This is a genomic window from Lentilactobacillus raoultii (assembly GCF_900411375.1).
Lineage (GTDB): Bacteria > Bacillota > Bacilli > Lactobacillales > Lactobacillaceae > Lentilactobacillus > Lentilactobacillus raoultii.
In genome coordinates, this window is the sequence record NZ_LS422998.1 from 21,374 (window position 1) to 38,785 (window position 17,412).

Annotated in this window: 16 protein-coding genes; 11 read left to right on the forward strand and 5 right to left on the reverse strand. The window is 39.4% G+C overall.

All coding sequences use genetic code 11. From position 1 onward, the window contains the following. The first annotated feature begins 245 nt into the window (after positions 1 to 245). From ED605_RS11400 to ED605_RS11415, 4 genes are all read left to right on the forward strand, one after another. Complete coding sequence (locus ED605_RS11400; protein WP_225419118.1) at positions 246 to 1,169, forward strand: hypothetical protein; 924 nt, start codon at positions 246 to 248, stop codon at positions 1,167 to 1,169. 367 nt (positions 1,170 to 1,536) lie between these two features. Further along, entirely contained in the window at positions 1,537 to 1,836 is a 300-nt protein-coding gene (locus tag ED605_RS11405; protein WP_121979015.1) for a type II toxin-antitoxin system HicB family antitoxin, read from the forward strand. A 141-nt stretch (positions 1,837 to 1,977) separates the two neighbouring features. Further along, positions 1,978 to 3,843 carry an FAD-binding protein gene (locus ED605_RS11410; RefSeq protein WP_121979016.1) on the forward strand — a complete coding sequence of 622 codons (1,866 nt, stop codon included), beginning with the start codon at positions 1,978 to 1,980 and terminating at the stop codon, positions 3,841 to 3,843. 41 nt (positions 3,844 to 3,884) lie between these two features. Continuing rightward, positions 3,885 to 4,979: an NAD(P)-dependent alcohol dehydrogenase gene (locus tag ED605_RS11415; RefSeq protein WP_121979017.1), complete on the forward strand. Its 1,095-nt coding sequence runs from the start codon at positions 3,885 to 3,887 to the stop codon at positions 4,977 to 4,979. 216 nt (positions 4,980 to 5,195) lie between these two features. Here the strand turns inward: ED605_RS11415 and ED605_RS11420 are convergent, their stop codons facing one another. From ED605_RS11420 to ED605_RS11430, 3 genes are read right to left on the reverse strand one after another with little or no spacing between them, the layout of a single operon-like run. Next, positions 5,196 to 6,860 carry a peptide ABC transporter substrate-binding protein gene (locus tag ED605_RS11420; RefSeq protein ID WP_121979018.1) on the reverse strand — a complete coding sequence of 555 codons (1,665 nt, stop codon included), beginning with the start codon at positions 6,858 to 6,860 and terminating at the stop codon, positions 5,196 to 5,198. A 56-nt stretch (positions 6,861 to 6,916) separates the two neighbouring features. Continuing rightward, a complete protein-coding gene (locus tag ED605_RS11425; RefSeq protein WP_121979019.1) occupies positions 6,917 to 7,648 on the reverse strand; it encodes a gamma-glutamyl-gamma-aminobutyrate hydrolase family protein in 732 nt (243 codons plus the stop codon). A gap of 11 nt (positions 7,649 to 7,659) precedes the next feature. Next, on the reverse strand, positions 7,660 to 8,736 hold the full coding sequence (locus ED605_RS11430; RefSeq protein WP_121979020.1) for a M42 family metallopeptidase: 1,077 nt from the start codon (positions 8,734 to 8,736) through the stop codon (positions 7,660 to 7,662). Between the two features lie 326 nt (positions 8,737 to 9,062). Between ED605_RS11430 and ED605_RS11435 the strand changes: the two genes are divergently transcribed. After that, positions 9,063 to 9,329 (forward strand): HigA family addiction module antitoxin, encoded by a 267-nt coding sequence (locus tag ED605_RS11435; protein ID WP_121979021.1) that lies wholly within the window; start codon positions 9,063 to 9,065, stop codon positions 9,327 to 9,329. Positions 9,330 to 9,487: 158 nt separating this feature from the next. On the opposite strand, the gene ED605_RS11440 is transcribed toward ED605_RS11435, so the two are convergent. Continuing rightward, complete coding sequence (locus tag ED605_RS11440) at positions 9,488 to 10,459, reverse strand: ADP-ribosyltransferase (protein WP_225419119.1); 972 nt, start codon at positions 10,457 to 10,459, stop codon at positions 9,488 to 9,490. A 368-nt stretch (positions 10,460 to 10,827) separates the two neighbouring features. Here ED605_RS11440 and ED605_RS14910 point away from each other — a divergent pair, with 368 nt between their 5' ends. Both ED605_RS14910 and ED605_RS11445 read left to right on the forward strand, forming a co-directional pair. Beyond that, positions 10,828 to 10,959 (forward strand): hypothetical protein, encoded by a 132-nt coding sequence (locus tag ED605_RS14910; protein WP_263852961.1) that lies wholly within the window; start codon positions 10,828 to 10,830, stop codon positions 10,957 to 10,959. Positions 10,960 to 11,427: 468 nt separating this feature from the next. Continuing rightward, positions 11,428 to 11,871 (forward strand): Lrp/AsnC family transcriptional regulator, encoded by a 444-nt coding sequence (locus ED605_RS11445; protein ID WP_121979022.1) that lies wholly within the window; start codon positions 11,428 to 11,430, stop codon positions 11,869 to 11,871. Between the two features lie 148 nt (positions 11,872 to 12,019). Here ED605_RS11445 and ED605_RS11450 read toward each other — a convergent pair whose 3' ends face one another. Next, a complete protein-coding gene (locus ED605_RS11450; protein ID WP_121979023.1) occupies positions 12,020 to 13,942 on the reverse strand; it encodes a S53 family peptidase in 1,923 nt (640 codons plus the stop codon). A 213-nt stretch (positions 13,943 to 14,155) separates the two neighbouring features. Here ED605_RS11450 and ED605_RS11455 point away from each other — a divergent pair, with 213 nt between their 5' ends. The 4 genes from ED605_RS11455 (at position 14,156) to ED605_RS11470 (ending at position 17,330) form a co-directional block, all read left to right on the forward strand. Further along, positions 14,156 to 14,716, forward strand: coding sequence for a hypothetical protein (locus ED605_RS11455; RefSeq protein WP_225419120.1), 561 nt, complete (start codon positions 14,156 to 14,158; stop codon positions 14,714 to 14,716). A 191-nt stretch (positions 14,717 to 14,907) separates the two neighbouring features. Beyond that, positions 14,908 to 15,537: a type IV toxin-antitoxin system AbiEi family antitoxin domain-containing protein gene (locus tag ED605_RS11460; protein WP_121979025.1), complete on the forward strand. Its 630-nt coding sequence runs from the start codon at positions 14,908 to 14,910 to the stop codon at positions 15,535 to 15,537. After that, positions 15,534 to 16,379, forward strand: coding sequence for a nucleotidyl transferase AbiEii/AbiGii toxin family protein (locus ED605_RS11465; RefSeq protein ID WP_121979026.1), 846 nt, complete (start codon positions 15,534 to 15,536; stop codon positions 16,377 to 16,379). Before ED605_RS11460 ends, ED605_RS11465 begins: the two co-directional genes overlap by 4 nt. Before the next feature lie 93 nt (positions 16,380 to 16,472). Next, complete coding sequence (locus ED605_RS11470) at positions 16,473 to 17,330, forward strand: alpha/beta hydrolase (RefSeq protein ID WP_121979027.1); 858 nt, start codon at positions 16,473 to 16,475, stop codon at positions 17,328 to 17,330. Positions 17,331 to 17,412: the final 82 nt, after the last annotated feature.

Here is a 17,412-nt window from a genome sequence, read left to right on the forward strand (position 1 = left end):
TTAATAAAAAATTGTCAGGGACAACAATCACGGTCTGAATAAACGGCTTTATGATTAGATGTGAAATTTAGGAGTTAGACGCTTTTTATACATAATTGCTATTTTGTCTAACGAAAATTGCAGTAAATAGATTGATAAAATGCAGAATTCCGTATATGATATTCAATAATAAATTTATTAATATAATCATTATTAATGAATTTAAATTAATTACGTCTAATCGTAATAGAAGGAGGTCAAAAGACATGATCACAGGATTATTGGCAATGGTAGGGATTGGTTATTATCTATTCGCATATAAGGGAGTTGAAAAAGTCCAGCCTGATATGGTTGGTCAAAGTAACTTTTGGCCTTCTCGAAAATTTCAAAAGATGGTTGAAAAGGTTATTAATGATAACCCGGGATATAGCTTACCTAGTGAAATTGAGAATATTGGTGACGCATATTTGTACACAAGACGTTATCCAAACAATGATTTGCCAGATTTAGAGGACAGGCTAGCTTTATTTGATGAATTTGAGGATGAGGTAGCAAGCCTTCGAAAGCGAGGGCTAGTTGAATTTACGAAATCACGATATATTGATAAATTTGACAAATCGTTGCAAATTTCAACGGTTCGATCAATGAAGATCAACGATGTTGTTAGATTATATCAAAGACAAGTAAGATTTTTATCGATGTTTATGGATGGCAGTAATTCATTTCAAATCTTACGGGATGTTTTATCCAGTGCATCTGTCTATAGTAGGCCTGACAAAGATAATTTTAAAGACCCTAAAGATTATGCTGGAAGTTTTCCATCCTTTCTTCATGACTTCTATTTTCACAAATATATTCCATCAGAAACTGAATGGAAACTGTATTTGATGCAACAACGAATGGCAATTAATGAGATTGAAAATGATGTTTTTTTGTTTTTGAATCCTGTTAAATTACAACAAGCGATTGATACTGATGGGGAGGTTACGATTACTGCATTTTCGACAGTTGGTTTGGAGTTGCTTGCTAATTTATTGCAACCATCAAGGACAGTTTCTCCGTATATAGATAAGTTTGAAGAGGCATTTGAAAAGAAAATTTGGAAAAACTATTTCCCCTATACTTGGGCTTTAGTAAATGAAAGTGATGCGAAAGTCCAAATTAAGAATTGGAAAAATCGCACAAAATAATTAAATTTGAATAAGCTAAAAATGTCATCTCAAGCTCCCATTGAGATGACATTTTTAGCATTTGATAAATTTATTCGGAAATCAGTGGCAGGTTTTCGACTACTGGATAGGATTTCTGTGTTCCTTGCTTAGTCACCGTGACGGCTGCGTATTTATTGGCATGTTTTATAACCGTAGGAATGTTCCCTCACTTGCATAATAAATGGGCAAACGAACCGGTAAAGGCACACCCCGGCACCAGTCATATCAAACTGACCTATATTAATGAAACTATGACGCTTATAGTTGGCGATAACGTGGAAGCTCTGAATTTATATTTGCTTGAACACTCGTGATTACATGTGCAATACTATGATTATTCAGGAGGATGGCGGAACTAATTATGAAATATATGTACTATGCATTATTCAATTTTGACCAAGAAAGTAAAGTGGAAGTTACCTTTCCCGACTTTACACCGAATGCATCTACTTTTGGAAATAACATTGCTGATGCTTTATCGATGGCTAAAGATGTGTTGATGGAGTATTTGCTAACCGCAGAGGACTACGGAGATAAGTTACCAGCACCAACTGTTGATCCACAAACGATTCCTCATGATAATACACAATTGCTAATCCCGATTCAGGTTGACACAACTATTGCTCGAGAGCGTGAAGAAAACTGAAGTGTTAATAAGACTTTAACCATTCCCAATTTGAAATAAAAGATCACTATAAATAGTATTATACAAAAAGTGTAAGCGGGTACAAAATAAAGATGTTGTAAAACTTGTGATTTTGATTTCAAGGAATGGAGAATAATCACTATGGTAGAAATTAAGTCAATTAATTGGGATGCAACTTATGATGTCGCTATTTTGGGGTTTGGTGGTGCTGGCGCAACGGCTGCTCGTTTTGCGGCTGATGCGGGGGCAAAGGTTTTATTAGTTGATTCTGCTCCAAAGGGACATGAGGGAGGCAATACACGTTATTCCGCACAGCTAATTGGGACAGGTGATGATTTTGATGAAACAAAAAAATACTATAAACGATTAACCTACCCAATGGAATTAGATGAAAAAATGATCGACACTTATGTGAATGGTATGGTAAATATGCGTAATTATGTTCGTCAATATCTTGGAGTATCACCGGTTAGTATTAAAAATGATTTTCAAAAGGGCGATTCAACTATTTCACTAGAGAGTGCGGTTCGTGAATATCCTGAATATCCCGGTGTCAATTCATATGATCTGACTGTAGTTCATAAGGGGATTTTTGATGCAGCTCTTTGGAAGCTTCTGAGAAAAGCAGTCGTTAAACGATCTGATAAAATCGATGTTTGGTTGGATTCTCCTGCTAAACATTTAATTCAAGATCCGGAAACTAAGGCAATTATTGGTATTCAGATTGAAAGACATCATATACTTTTGAATATTCGAGCACTAAATGGTGTTGTCTTAACGATGGGTGGTTTCGAAAATAATCAATCAAACATTCAAGACTACTTGGGAGCAAATCATTTATCACCATTGGGAACGGTATTTAATAAGGGTGATGGAATTCGAATGGCTTTGGAGGTTGGTGCCGATCTTTGGCATATGGATAACTACGAGTCTTTAGGGATGTTGCATGGCTTGTCAGTTGCTGTACCCAAAGGAGAACGTGGCCAATTAATTTTACAATGGCCAGATGCCTTTAACGGTAGCATTATGACGATAGGCGATGATGGTAGTCGATATTTTAATGAGTCGGAACCCAATCGTCATGGGCATATTTATGACCACGGTACGTGGCGAGTTCCTCGTACAAATGTCCATCCATATTTGGTTTTTGATCAAGCACAGTATGATCAAATCAAAAATCATGGTCATATTCCAGTTGTTGACTTTTTTAAAAAAATGATTAAATCTGAAGACCCATCAAATTTGGCTCGAATTATTAAAGTTAATCCCAAAATTTTTCAGCAAACAATAACCACCTTTAGTAAATTCGCCAAGCAGGGACATGACTACGAATTTGGCAGAGATCCCAAGACCATGCGTCCGTTCGGAAGTGGTCCATATTATGCTTTGGAGCTAACAAATAATGTTTTAAATACACAGGGTGGACCACGTCGAAATGCACGTTCTGAAGTCTTAAATGCAAGTGGTCATCCAATCCCACATTTGTACAGCGCTGGTGAGTTGGGCGGCATTTGTGCTAATCAATATCAAGGTGGTGGAAATTTAGCGGAATGCTTAATCTTTGGTAAAATCGCTGGGGAAAATGCTGCTAGGATTAAAGATGATTTTAAAAATGATAAGATGAGTGGTGCAGGATCCTCAGAAAATCAGTATTCTCAAAGGACAGATGAACTTTTGAACAACGATATTAAATCGGTTAATCCGTTTGCTGGTGTAAAATTGGGACCTAATCAGTATCTGGGTGTCAGTGATGATGGTATTGGCGGCCAAGTAGTTGCTCGAGTCACATATGTTAATAATAAAATACAAAATGTTGAGATCGTTAAGCAAAGTGAAAGTGGTGATATCGGCGGTAAGGCTGTTGATGAATTGCCTGAAAGGATGGTGGCACAGAACACCTATGATGTAGATGCTGTTTCTGGAGCTTCAACGTCTAGTCGTGCTATTAAAAACGCGGTAAAAGACGCGCTCAAGAAAATCGATGAGGGTACAAAAGTAAAACGATAAACACATTATAATTGTTTATTTTATGTATGGAGGGAACAGATATGCGAATTTCAACAGCAGTTGTGAACGATCAAGGAAAATCCTTATCTATTGAGAAAGCTGAATTAAGTGCACCAATGCATAATGAGGTGCTTGTTAAAGTTTTTGCATCGGGAGTTTGCCATACAGACGCAGCTGGTAGAGATTTAGGAATGACGCCATATCCAGTTGCTTTGGGGCATGAAGGTTCCGGGGTAGTTGAAAGGGTTGGTGATGGTGTGACAACGGTTAAACCAGGGGACCATGTTGTGTTGTCTTTTTCTTATTGTGGACATTGCGAAAATTGCTTAACTGGTCATCCGGCGAGTTGTGTTCATCTTAATGAGTTAAATTTTGGAGGTCGTAATTTTGATGGCACTCATAGGATCCATAGTATTTCAGGAAACGATATTTCGACCTTCTTTGGTCAGTCATCCTTTTCTACGTACGCAGTTGTAGATGAACACGGAGTTACAAAAGTACCAAGTACCATTGACATTAGCTTGTTAGGGCCGTTGGGATGCGGATTTCAAACTGGTGCTGGTACAGTCTTAAATTATTTAAAACCGAAGTTTGGCAGCTCGATTATAATCTTTGGTACAGGCGCTGTTGGGTTATCAGCTTTGATGGCAGCAAAAATTATTGGATTAGATAACATCATTGCAGTTGACGTTCACGAGAATCGGTTGAAGCTTGCTGAAGAATTGGGTGCGACAAAAACGGTTAATAGTAATCAAGAGAACGTTGCAGAAGTAGCGAAAGAACTGACGAAAAGCGGTATTGATTACAGCATTGATACAACTGGTGTACCATCAGTTATAAAAGAGGCAGTTAACGTGCTTAAACCGTCAGGAACGTGTGTTTTACTGGGAATTGCTGGTGATGTGACCTTTAATATTCAACAAGAAATTATGGGGGAATCTAAGCAAGTTGTTGGTGTGATTGAAGGAGATGCTGTCCCGCAGTTATTCATTCCTAAATTAATAAGGTATTATCAAAAAGGATTGTTTCCTTTTGACAAGCTGATTAAATTTTATGATTTAAATGATATTAATCAAGCATTTGATGACTCGAAAAATGGTAACGTCATTAAACCAGTTGTAAGAATTTTTAACTAAGTTAGGGTTTAGAAGGTAACCGTAAATTGGCTTATACAAATCTCGGAGTTGCTAACAAGAAATGACCATATTTTAAAAGAATCCTGTGCAATCAATTAAAGTGTTGATTACACGGGATTCTTCTGTTTAAGTTCAATAAAAGAATATCGATGATGATTAACGTTTTGATTCTCTTTAAGAAAATAGGTTGTCCATCGCTGATTCAAAAAAGTCGACTTATTTTTCCAGATACATCCCTTTGAAGTTAAAGGACACTCCGGCGCTATTATAAATGAGGCCTTTAATGGTTGATTTCCTCATTTGTGGAATAGTAGCTTGATAAATTGGCGCAACGCCTTGATCTTTCATGATAAGCCGTTCAGCGTTAATTAGGTCCTGCCATCGTTGCGTAGGGCGATTAGCATCAATGGTTGCGGCTTTTGAAACTAATTTATCATAAGTTTTATTGGTCCAACCGCCTTCGTTAAAGGTGTTGTTTGATTGAAGAATTTGCAAAAAAGTATATGGATCAGCGTAGTCTGCACCCCAATTAGAAACAAAAAAGTCAAATTGGTGATGGGTTTGTCGCTGAATTAACGTTTTTAATGGTACAGAAGCAATTGTTAATTTTAGGCCAGGCAAAACCTTTTCTAATTGACCCTGAACGTAACTAGCTGAATGCTTGGCAGCAGTAGAGTCACCACTTAAAATTTGTAAATGAAGCGACTTCTTGTGAAGCTGTTTTAAAGCTAATCGATACTTTTTCTTAGCTTGAGTCGGATTATAGGCAATGCCAATTTGGCCAATCCCATTCCGAGCTTGTTTGGCAAAGTCTTCATTTGTTTTTAGATTGTTAGCCAAGCCGCTCGTAACAAAGCCGGTTGCTGGAATTGAACCATCAGCCAATACATTCTTGGTAAATGACTGCCGATTTAAAGCTAGTGAAAAGGCTTGACGGAGTGCCCGATTCTTAAAAGCAGGGCGGGTTCGTTGATTAAATTCAAGATAAAAAGTTCGTGAATCCTTTAAAACGTGCATTTGTTTACTATTTAATTCGTTTTTAACCTGACTACCGGATAAAACCGCTTCATCAAGTTGGCCACTTTGAAACATATTATAAGCAGTGGCAGGGTCTTTAATTACCTGGTCATTAATTTTGTGTAAGTAAACATGTTGTTTATCCCAATAATGCTGATTAGCAACTAATTGCCAGTTATCATTGGTTCCATTCCATCCTTTCATTACAAATGGACCATTATAAACAATTTTTGAGGAAGCTGTTGCATAATTTTTACCATATTTTTCAACAGTTTTTTGATTTTGCGGAAAGAAGAGTGGGAAAGCCATTAATAATTTGAAGTAAGGAATTGGCCGAACCAAAGCCACCTGAAGCTTATGAGTGTTCAGTGCTTTAATTCCCAATTTGGCCGGTTTTAATTTGCCAGCCTGAATTTGATTGGCATTTTTTACCCCATCGAAAATATAGCCATATTGAGAAGCTGTCTTAGGATTAAGTGTTCGTTGCCAACCATAAACAAAGTTTTGGGCAGTGACGGGATCACCATTACTCCACTTAGCATTTTTCCGAAGTGAAAAAGTATAGACTTTACCGTGATTGCTAATGGTTGTTTTGGTAGCAATTCCCGGTTGAAGATGATGATTTTTCCCCAAACGATAGAGACCTTCATCCACGTTTCCAACTAAGGTTAGGTCAGCTGGCTCAGTTAATTTTGATGGATCAATACTACTAAGTTCAGTTGTTTCTGACCAATTGATGACTTGTTTATCAGCCATGTTGGCTTTTAAATTGCCATTATTTTCTTTAGATTGTTTTTGACCACATCCAACCAGCGTCAGCAAAGTGGCCATACTTAAACCGATTAACCAATGCGATATTTTCATGGAATACCCCTCCAAGATAAACTAATAGCCCGATAAACGCTCCCTCTGATATCTAATTACTTTTTGTTGCTGAAGTTTTTTGCCCGCTCAATCAAATCCGCAAACAATCTCGCCATCACCTCATCAGCTTGATACATCGTCTCAGGATGCCATTGAACGGCAATGATCGAATCGTCATCCAAACTTTCGGCACCTTCAACCACGTCATCACTGGCAGTCGCTGATAATTTTAAACCAGAGGCCAGCTGCTTGACGGATTCATGATGATGACTGTTGGCTAATAAGGAAGTGACCCCAAAAATCTTGCTAAGCTTGGACCCTGCCACAATTGAAACGTGGTGAGTGCCTTGTGACATTGGGGCATCTTGGTGGTGCTTTAAGAGTCCCTTCGGTTTTTGCGTCGTCAAATCCTGGTAAAGGGTCCCGCCGAGTGCCACATTAATAATTTGCAGGCCGCGGCAAAGACCAAAAATTGGGATATGTTGTGCGACGGCCAACTTCACTAATTGAATCTCACTTTGATCAAGTAGCGTGTCGGTTGGACCGATTCCCGGAATAGGTTCTTCCCCATACAGAACAGGAGAAACGTCTGGTCCACCCGGCAGAAGTAACCCATCGATTAACGGCAGGTAGTAGGGCATGAGTTCCGGGTGACGAGTTGGAATCATTAACGGGACGCCGCCATAGTCGGCAATCCCGTTAATTTCAGGTTCATTGACACTATTTCGAAAGGCGCCGGCTAATAAACGGCTTTCAGCCGGAACGCCAATGATGGGTTGTTTTTGCATGGTCATCAACCTCACAGTTCTTTGATTTTCTCAGTATCTAGATGACGGATAATTTCAGTTAAAAGTTTTACGGTATTTTCAAAGTCGTCGTAAGCCACCAGACTGTAATTGGTGTGTTCATAACGAACCGGAATGCCAATGCAGATGGTTGGAACTCCTTCATAGGTTACAAATTCGGCAGCATCTACACCGCCACCGGTCCGCACTGAACGAGTAAACGGGATTTGATGCATCGTTGCCTGGTCGATCGCAAATTGTTGAAAATGCGGGTTGGCAATAAAGGAAGTGTCCATGTCACGAAGCATGGGGCCGCGGTGCAGGCCGGTTTGAATTAGCCAGTCGGGCGTGAAAGTATCGTCGGCCGGACAGCCTTCCAAAGAAATGGTAATGTCCGGTTTTACTTTTCGAATCGTGACTTTTGCACCACGAGTGCCAACTTCTTCTTGAGCGGCGACAGCTCCAACCACGTTGATTGGCAAAGATTCTGAAGCTAACTCTTTTATGGCAGTTAATAATGCCGCGGTTCCAATCCGGTTATCAAAGGCTTTAGCCAACATCACGTCCTGCGGTTTTAAATATTGCCAGGCTGTGTCGGGAACAATCGGACAACCAGTATCAATTTTGAGCTTGGTTTTAGTTTCTTCAGCCGAGGTTGTGCCAACGTCAATCGATAAATGATCGATGGTAATTGGTCGACGACGTTCTTCAGCAGTCATGAAGTGGGGGGGCTTGGTTGCTACCAACCCGGTTAGCCAATCACCATTCTGATTGCGAATCCGCATTTTTTCAGCAGTTAAGTTAGCCGGCACCCAGCCGCCCAATGTGGTGAATTTCAAAGTCCCATTGGGTTTAACGGCTTGCACGATTAACCCGACTTCGTCTAAATGGGCATCGATCATTAAGGTTGCTGGCTTTTGAGCATCATTTTGACGGTGTTCAATAAAACAGTTATTCATTGAATCAGCATGGGCGGTTGAAAATGGATCAGCGGCTTTGAGGATAACGTCACGGACTTCATCCTCAAACCCACTGGGGCCATTGGCATTTGTGAGTGATTGAATCAAATTTAACGTAGTTTTTTTTTCCAAATTAAAACCGGCTTTCTGTTAAATCGTTTGGTAAAGTCGATGAATGGTTAGTTTTCATTGATCTCATCATATTTTAATTAATATCAGGCTATACTTATTTTAGAATGCTGTCAATTGCTTCTCTGAATAATTTTGGGCTCTCAGAAAGGATCTATTAGGCAAAGCGAAAGTAGTTATTGCTATACAGCTGGTCTGAAAACGGGTAAAATTTTGTTGGTAATTATCTTTTGAAATTGTGCGGATACATGGGGCCATTCTAACTAATGGCGATTTTGTTTCTGCAAATAAATCTAGGGTGAAAATATCGACTTAATGGAGGAAAAGGAATGAATGAAATTCCAACGCCTAAAATTAGTGAAATTTTGAAAGAAGAATTTATGGAACCGTTGAATCTATCTGTAGCTGTTTTAAGCCGGTCGTTGCATATGAGTGAGCTTAAGATTCAAGATCTCTTAGATGATCGATGTAAAATGACAGCTGATGTCTCTGCTAAGTTAGGGAGATTCTTCAATATTTCGGATGATTATTTCTTGAAATTGCAGACTGATATTGATCGGCGAAATGGTGAAAAGAGCAGTCGCAAATATCACTAACAAGGCATCGTCTTGGTTAATGAAAAAGATCGAAGCCGCGTATGAGATATACGTGAACTTCGATCTTTTTGAGTTGAGAGTGTTTAATAGGTGCTGCTGGAAAAGAGTAACGTGGTAGGCATGACAATTAAGCCAACCGTGGGCATCGCTTAGAAAATTTAGTTTGTCAAATCCAACGTGACAAACCAATATCTGAAATGTCGGTTAAGCGTTTGGACCTTCTTTTTACCGTCAGACTGCTTTTTCATCACTTTAATGCTGATGGTGGTGTAGCCCTTTTGAAGTTTGGTAATGATCATTGGTGTGCCGGCATTCAGTAGGTATTCTTTTTCGCCTTTGTTTTTTGAAATTGGATCAATATAGGCACCATGATAGCCTATGGGGACATTGATTTTTAAAATCACGTGTTTTGAAAATTCGACTGCGACTGAACGAGTTAATGTCGTTGAAGAATAAGCTGGGTCGAGATATTGGCCGCCAACCTGAATCGCATGGGTATCTAAAGATTTTTTCAAGCCAGCAGTCGAAGTTCCTCGAAAGACCGTCATGGGTTTAGTCAATTTGAATTTCCGCAAGCCACTGTTGATGTTTTGAATTTTTGCATTGATTTTGGTGGCCTGTTTCTTTTCTAATCCCCGGAGTGTGTTATTAATAGCGTCATAACCGTCACCGGTGTAATATCGAATAGCTCGTTTCTGGTCAGATGTTAAATGTTTCGCCCATTTTAGCGAGGAAGTCGTTAGCCGCTTGATTTTTTGAGGATCACTTTTCAGCGATTTAAATGAATAAGCGGATTGCTTTGGATTTTGAACCATTATCTCGGCTGGATTGCCGGGAACTGTCACAAGATAACGATTTCCGGCAAGTTTTTCGTGGACGGTCAGGGCCGTATTCTTTGGGATCGTGACTGGATTATGAGTATCCGGCTGATCATTCACCAGTTCAAAACCAGTGACGGTCCGTTTAGTGACAAAGCTTTGCGGCCCAACGTTTTGAATGGTCGTATTTGACGTTACCTCAACGCCAACCATTGGCTCTTTTTGATGTGTTGCCTTGGCCGCGGCTGGATGCGAGGCAGAAATACCGATTAATAATGTTGCTGTTAAAATGACGAACCTAACTTTTTTCAAAATAAGTCACCCCTTCAAATGATAATTTGATTTTACCTGAATTTTTGAAGAGGTAATGGGCTTATCAGAATCGTTAAGTAAATACTAAAGAAGTTAAAAAACTCTTTATAATAAAGCCAAAAAGAATTTGGTTAAAATACGTATAGAGAGTGTCATGCATTAATTCAAGCTTATTTTTTAAGAAAAAAGCATTGCTAAAGATAACAACATCTTTTTAACAACGCTTAATTAATTAATGATTTAATTCTACCAATATGATAAAATAATTAATTGTAGAGTTTAGTTGGGCGGTAACAGTCTTCCAAAGAAAGGAGCGATGCGTATGGAACGTATCAATCAAATTCTTAGTGGAAAGGTGTTATTCTTTGATGTCTTGGGCAGTCCTGCTTTTTGGCGGGGCTGCGTTAATCAGGGCGATTGCCAAGTACAACGCGTCAATTGCGGATTTAATCCGTGCGTTGGCAGAGTTTATGCAGGCAACAAAAAAGAACCGTCGTTAGCTTTGGCAGGTTGCTGCGGTTCCTTTTTGGGTCTGTAGGAGCGTTGCCGCTCTACTAAAACAGCTCTTATCTATGATTACATTATACCATAGATAAGAGCTGTTTTTGGTTAAATTTAAATCGAGTGTGTGGTTCATCAGCACGTCGACTAAGTTAAGGCAGAAAATAAAAAAGAACCGCTGTTAACTTCAACTTTGGCCAGTTGCTGCGGTTCCTTTTTGGATCTGTAGGAGCGTTGCCGCCCTACTAAAACGACTCTCATTTATAACTATATCATATTATCACAAGCGATATTCTTCGAAAATAATTACTGCCTATAGCGTCAGTAAACCTAGCAAGCTTAAAAATCACCTTTAGGACTGCTGACACTTGATAATAATTAATCATTTCATTTAACTATTTATTGATATATACTGGTAATAATTAATTAAATAAGCAAATTACTTAATAACACGAGGAGTGCTGCATATGCTGGATCCAAATGATGAAAAAATCCTTAATTTACTTCAGGCAGACGGTCGCCTATCGGTCAAACGACTTTCGATGGTATTGGGACTCAGTGCGCCGGCGGTCTCACAACGGTTAACTAATTTAAAGAATAAGGGAATTTTGAAAGGATATCGGGCAGAAGTTGATTTAAATAAGTTGGATTTAAGTGTGCGGGCTTTTGTCCAAGTTGATGTTAGTCCAAATCAGAAAACGCAATTCTATTCGTTTATCAAGCATATTCCGAATATTTTAGAGTGCAACGTTGTGACTGGTCCTTATGCGATGTTGCTGAAAGTCGCGTATCAGGTACCGGAGGAATTGGATGATTTGGTTAATCGGCTACAGCGATTTGGCAAGACCAACACTATGATGGTCTTTTCAACGCCGGTGAGGCCGAGGGGCTTCTTTTTCGAAATTCAGTGAGCGGATTCAAACGGTTAGACTTTGTAAGACATTAATTTTGGAGCTGGGCTAAAAATAAATTGACGACCAATTAAAATCCCGTTAAATCAATCTCCATAAAGTATGAGGATGATTTAATGGGATTTTACGATTGCTCTTTCAAACGCAGTTACTTGTATACTTTGGCCAATTTGGCAAAATCAATGGTGCCTAAGCCGCTTGCCTGATTATAAACGGTTCCTGGTTGGCCCGTATAATACATGTTAGAATTATTGGTTGTGTCGTTGAGAGGATGGAAAGGTGAATCCGGTTGTTGCGCTAACTGATAAATTTGAGCGTTCCAAAAGCCCATTCTTGGTCTTCCAGATTGACTGTTGATTAAAGCTGTCATCCCGGCAAATTGCGGACCGACAATACTGGTACCGCCACCACCAGTCCAAGGGGAATACTTTTTCTCTTTTTGATAAATTAGATAGCCCTTTAATCCACCGGCATCAGCAGCAACATCCGGGTAATTTCGACCGGAATCTTTTCCATGAATCAAAGGTGGATTAAAAATGGGTTGGGCAAGATTCGAGAAATATTGTCTGGCGTTGAACGTATTAACACCTGGAACGCCGAGTTGGTAAGTGGGTGTCGCAGTCAGATGGCTAAAGCCGCCGCCACTTCCGTCCAGTCCATGAGTGATTGCGAGGATCATCTTCATATTGTGAGCGTGTTTTTGAAGATATTCCCACGCATAATCTGGGCCCCACGAACGTTCTTTCTTGATAGAAGCTTTAAAGTTTAATCCCTTTTGGTGAATAGTTCTTGTGGCTGGCGGAATTGTCCCGCCGCATGAAGTAATCCACGGATTAGCACTTAGCGGATCTGAATCACTGATTGTCCGATCAAGTAGCGCGTGATTACCGGAAATCCCCCGTAAAGAATTAATCAGGGCACCCGTATCACCGGCTGCAGTAAAACAGGAAATTCCTTGTAATGCGCCCTGTGCTAAAACTAAATTTAGCGCTTGTCGGTAGTCTGGAGATTGAACTTTACGGTTAACCAACATTTTGGATATCGAACTGGGTCCAATTCCCCAACTGTTTGAAAGTGAGCTGACCTGGTTTTCATTAAAGGCATTCGAATAGGCGTTGATCGTATCCATGGGCGTTGCTAATGGATTTTGCTCCCAATAGACTTTGACGTTTGCTTTTGGAGCCAGTGCGCCGGCGTATTCTACATCCATAGTTGTTTCCGCCTCATCCCGGCTGATGTAGCCCTTTTTAAAGGTACTGCCTGGGACTGATTCAACTTTAAGCCGATCATGGTTGGTTCCGGCACCTTGGTGCTGCCAAAATTTAAAAGCGTTCGATTTAACCAAAGTTCCAAAGGCGATGATGCCAATCGTTTGGCCTTTACCAGTTAAGCCTTCTTTGTAGAGTGGCTCTGTGTGGTATAAATCAGCAAATTGCTTTGGCGTATTGATCTGTTTTGGCATGTTAAGGTGATGTGTCATCATTTGAACATCGGCATCTGGAAACACATACTTGCGATTATGGGCACCCATCCCGAGAACGGTCCAAACAGTTTTAGCCAGGTCTTTTGGAATGGTTGGTTTGGCTTTACTGAATTGCAACGGATTAGCGTGATAAGTGGCTTTACTAACATTTGTCTTGAAAGTTTTGTCAATATACCTCACTTTTCCAGAAACTCGTAATAGTAGTCCGTTATCGTAGACAAAAGTCTTCAAATGATGCCTTTTAAGGTAAACTTGCCACTGGTGAGTCACACGGGTTGATTGCCCATAGGCAGCTCGAATTCCAGATGGCGTTAAATAATCTTTAAATTGAGCATTGCCTGGCGTATTAACAGCCATGGCGCGTTTGAAAAGGCCCTGCTCATTTTTAGGCTTTAACACAATATCAAAGGTCATGTGCGTGTTTAGTTTGACACGACTTGGCCTAAGCAATGGCGCCGTTGTGATCTGATTGTAAGCCTTATTAATTGGATTGATCGGCTTTGCGGCAACTGCCTGATGATGGCTACCGCCTATTGCAACTAATACCCCGGTCATTGATAAAACAATGTACTTACCCCAACACTTCATTTAACTCGCTTCCTTTGAAATCTGACATGTAATGTGTTTCTAAAAAACAGTTTAAGAATAAAATAAACATTAAAGTCACGATTGCCTGCCTGTTTTAATGTATTATTTCACTATTACACTATAACTCGTTTTTCTATGATTGTCAGCTGGAAATGAATAAAATTATCATTTTATTTTAGAAGACAGAGAAAACTATAGATTTGGAGGAGAAGAATGATGTTCTTTAAACACCGCACAAAGTGGGGACTAATAGTCGGTACATTAGGTCTTTTAATAATCGCCGGCTTCGTTTTTGCTGGAAAGATTGTCAATCATGGATCTCAGTCGACCCAGATTAAAACGCACCAACTCAGGAAAAATCACATCCACAAGTATCAACCACTGACGCTCAAAGCTTTTAAAAGTCATCGAGACCTGGCATTCTGCAGCGTGATTTATTTTGCAATTAAGCACGTTAAAATACAGCGCTGGCAAGAGGTTTCCGACTTCAATCTTGGTTGGCAAATTGAAATCCACCGAACCAGCCAAGGGGCTCACTATTTAGTGTGGCCAGATAAACGTATTACAGCTAAAGAGAAACAACTCGAGCCAAATTGGTTTGAGTTAAAAGAAAATGGCCGGGTGATCTATCACAGCTTTGTGGTCCATTCGTTTCGGAAAAATTTGACGCAGACAGCGACAGTCAGGAAAGTGATCAATCAGATTAATTCAGATCGAGCGGCCGGTCGGGTTCGGGGAATGCAGAAGAATTTAGTAATTCGGAATGATAATTGAATGTTGGCTGGCTGAAAGTTGGTCAGAAATCAAGGCTTTTAAAATGTAATTGTATTTTGAAAAGAGATTACATTTCTAATTTATGTAATCACATTTTTTATTTAATTACTTTTTTGATAAAAGTAATCTTTTTTATAAATTAATTGCATTTTTTGAAAAAATCTTCATACTTAATCTATGAGGTGAAGAAAATGTCAACAATTAATTGCTTTTTTAATACTTATCAGAGACGCTTAGAAGATCTTGAGAAGAAACTAAATCGAGATCAATTGTTAGTTGCTGATGAACTAACGTCTGCGGAGAGAGAGTTAGCAATGGAAATGGTTCACATGGGATTATTAGAAAATATTGCTCAGCGTGTTTTCGTTACAAAGCAATTTCCAATTAATGATTTTCTTTTGCGCCAATTAGTTTTAGGACAAGGAGTTTATACGGGAAATACAGCATTATATTTGTGGCATTTAAGTGATGCGTTTCCTTACACTATTCAATTAGCAGTTCGTATGGGATATCAAGTTCCTAAGCAACGATATTTGGAATGGACTGAAAATGTTCAGTTCAAGCAGGTTCGCCAACCACGCTTAGAAGAGGACGTAAAAAAAATTGATGTGGCAAAAACGACCCGAAAAATATTAGTTTATTCACCTGAACGTGTATTAGTAGAATTGATTAAATCTACAGAAACTGATAAAGAGTTATTAAAAGCTGGAATTCAACGTTATTTAAGATCTCCTCAGCGTAATTTAAATCAGTTACTAATGGTTTCTAAACGGTTAAAGGCTGAAAAGAAAGTTCAGTTTATTATGGAGACGTTACTGTGAATGATGATAAGCAAGTTAATCGCCTAAGGGATCGTTTGAAGACTATTCGAGCACAGACAGGAATTGACATGACTATCTTACTTAGAAAGTATTTTATCGACGGCTTTTTAAGCTTATTATCAACATCAGATTACCAAACAAGGTTTATTTGGAAGGGTGGTTTTGTGCTATCAGCAATTACTGGTGTGCGTGAACGAACGACGGTCGATCTTGATACGATGATCCAAGGAATAAGTGTCGAGACCGCTAATCTTGAGCAATTGGTGAATAAGATAATCACTTCTCGCAACTATTATGGCGTAAGATATTATTTACTTGATATTCAGAATATTCAAGAAACAAAAGAGTATTCTGGAAAACGGATAAGGCTGCAAGCTCGTTTAGGACAAATTAAGGATAGTTTTCATCTTGATGTGGCTACAGGTGAGAAATTAATTCCAGACGAGATTCAATATTCATATACACCGTTATTGGGGACTGAAAAGATCAATTTGCTGATTTACCGGCCTGAACGAATATTAGTAGAAAAGTTACAAACAGTTATAACAAGAGGCGCTTTTAACACTAGAATGAAAGATTTTTATGATATTTACATTTTGACCAAAATGGAAGAAATCAATTTATCAATTTTAAAAGTGGCTTGGTCAAATTTATTATCAGAGCGACAATTTCAATCCGACTTTGAGCAATGGTCAGAAATCTTGTCAGCAATTAAGGATAACAAATCAATGGAAACATTTTGGTTGCATTATCGACGAGAGCATAAATTTGCTACAGGAATTGACTTTTCTGAAACGATTATCATGGTAGAACAGTGGCTGACTGAATTAAGCTATCTCTAGTATTTGAAATCCTATTTTCAGTTATTAATAAAGTTAGATAACGTATAATTAGGTTGTGACAAATATTTTCACTTGAAAGGACAGGTTTTCAAAATGAAAAAAGTGCTTCACGTTTCCCATGAACGGCCAGGATTATGGCAGGATACCAACGTTACGTATGCGCAAGTGCCAGGTTGGCTGGGACATTCGACATTAGAGTTGCATCTGACGGTTTTGCGACAATTCGAAGGCCAGCCTAAGCCGTTACCGGTTATTTTCTGGTTTGGTGGCGGCGGTTGGATGACCGTTGATCACAACGTTCATTTGCCAAACTTAGTTGATTTTGTTCGAGCGGGCTTTGTGGTGGTAAGTGTTGAATACCGCAACAGTAATCAAGCCGTTTGGCCAGCCCAATTAGAAGACGCTAAAGCTGCGATTCGTTATGTTAGAGCGCACGCTGACAACTATCAAATCGATCCAGCAAAAGTGGTTGTGATGGGGGAGTCAGCCGGCGGCCACTTGGCCAGTATGGTAGCTGTTACAAATGGTCAATCTCAATTTGACGTAGGTGATTATTTGACTCAATCAAGTCAGGTCCAAATCGCCGTTCCTTGGTATGGTGTGGTTAATCCACTTTCTGCCAAACAAAACAGTACCACGTCGGATTTTGACTTTGTTTATCGAAATCTTTTGGGTGGTGAGCCGGAAACTCATCCGGAATTGGTGGCTCAAGCCGATCCGCACACTTTCATTAGCGGCCAAACCGTCCCGTTTTTAATTCTGCATGGAACTGATGATGAAGTAGTGCCAGTAGATGACAGTCGGACACTATACGATGATCTGGTTAGTCATGGGGTTGATGCTGACCTCTATGAGTTGCAGGGCGCTCATCACATGGATGAAGCATTTATGCAGCCGGAGATTGCGCAACTGATTATTCGATTTCTCAAGGCGCATTTAATTGAAAACTGATTTTCAATCAATAACTTAAGATGTGAAAAAACAAAGCCGCCCAGGAATGCCATTGAAGTTGCATTCACCTGGGCGGTTTGAT

Bases quoted from the DNA above. Each gene is read 5' to 3' on its own strand.
- ED605_RS11445 (WP_121979022.1), top strand. From the start codon at position 11,428: ATGCTGGATCCAAATGATGAAAAAATCCTTAATTTACTTCAGGCAGAC.
- ED605_RS11425 (WP_121979019.1), bottom strand. From the start codon at position 7,648: ATGCAAAAACAACCCATCATTGGCGTTCCGGCTGAAAGCCGTTTATTA.
- ED605_RS11460 (WP_121979025.1), top strand. From the start codon at position 14,908: ATGTCAACAATTAATTGCTTTTTTAATACTTATCAGAGACGCTTAGAA.
- ED605_RS11470 (WP_121979027.1), top strand. From the start codon at position 16,473: ATGAAAAAAGTGCTTCACGTTTCCCATGAACGGCCAGGATTATGGCAG.
- ED605_RS11410 (WP_121979016.1), top strand. From the start codon at position 1,978: ATGGTAGAAATTAAGTCAATTAATTGGGATGCAACTTATGATGTCGCT.
- ED605_RS11415 (WP_121979017.1), top strand. From the start codon at position 3,885: ATGCGAATTTCAACAGCAGTTGTGAACGATCAAGGAAAATCCTTATCT.
- ED605_RS11435 (WP_121979021.1), top strand. From the start codon at position 9,063: ATGAATGAAATTCCAACGCCTAAAATTAGTGAAATTTTGAAAGAAGAA.
- ED605_RS11420 (WP_121979018.1), bottom strand. From the start codon at position 6,860: ATGAAAATATCGCATTGGTTAATCGGTTTAAGTATGGCCACTTTGCTG.
- ED605_RS11450 (WP_121979023.1), bottom strand. From the start codon at position 13,942: ATGAAGTGTTGGGGTAAGTACATTGTTTTATCAATGACCGGGGTATTA.
- ED605_RS11400 (WP_225419118.1), top strand. From the start codon at position 246: ATGATCACAGGATTATTGGCAATGGTAGGGATTGGTTATTATCTATTC.
- ED605_RS11455 (WP_225419120.1), top strand. From the start codon at position 14,156: ATGATGTTCTTTAAACACCGCACAAAGTGGGGACTAATAGTCGGTACA.
- ED605_RS11405 (WP_121979015.1), top strand. From the start codon at position 1,537: ATGGCGGAACTAATTATGAAATATATGTACTATGCATTATTCAATTTT.
- ED605_RS14910 (WP_263852961.1), top strand. From the start codon at position 10,828: ATGTCTTGGGCAGTCCTGCTTTTTGGCGGGGCTGCGTTAATCAGGGCG.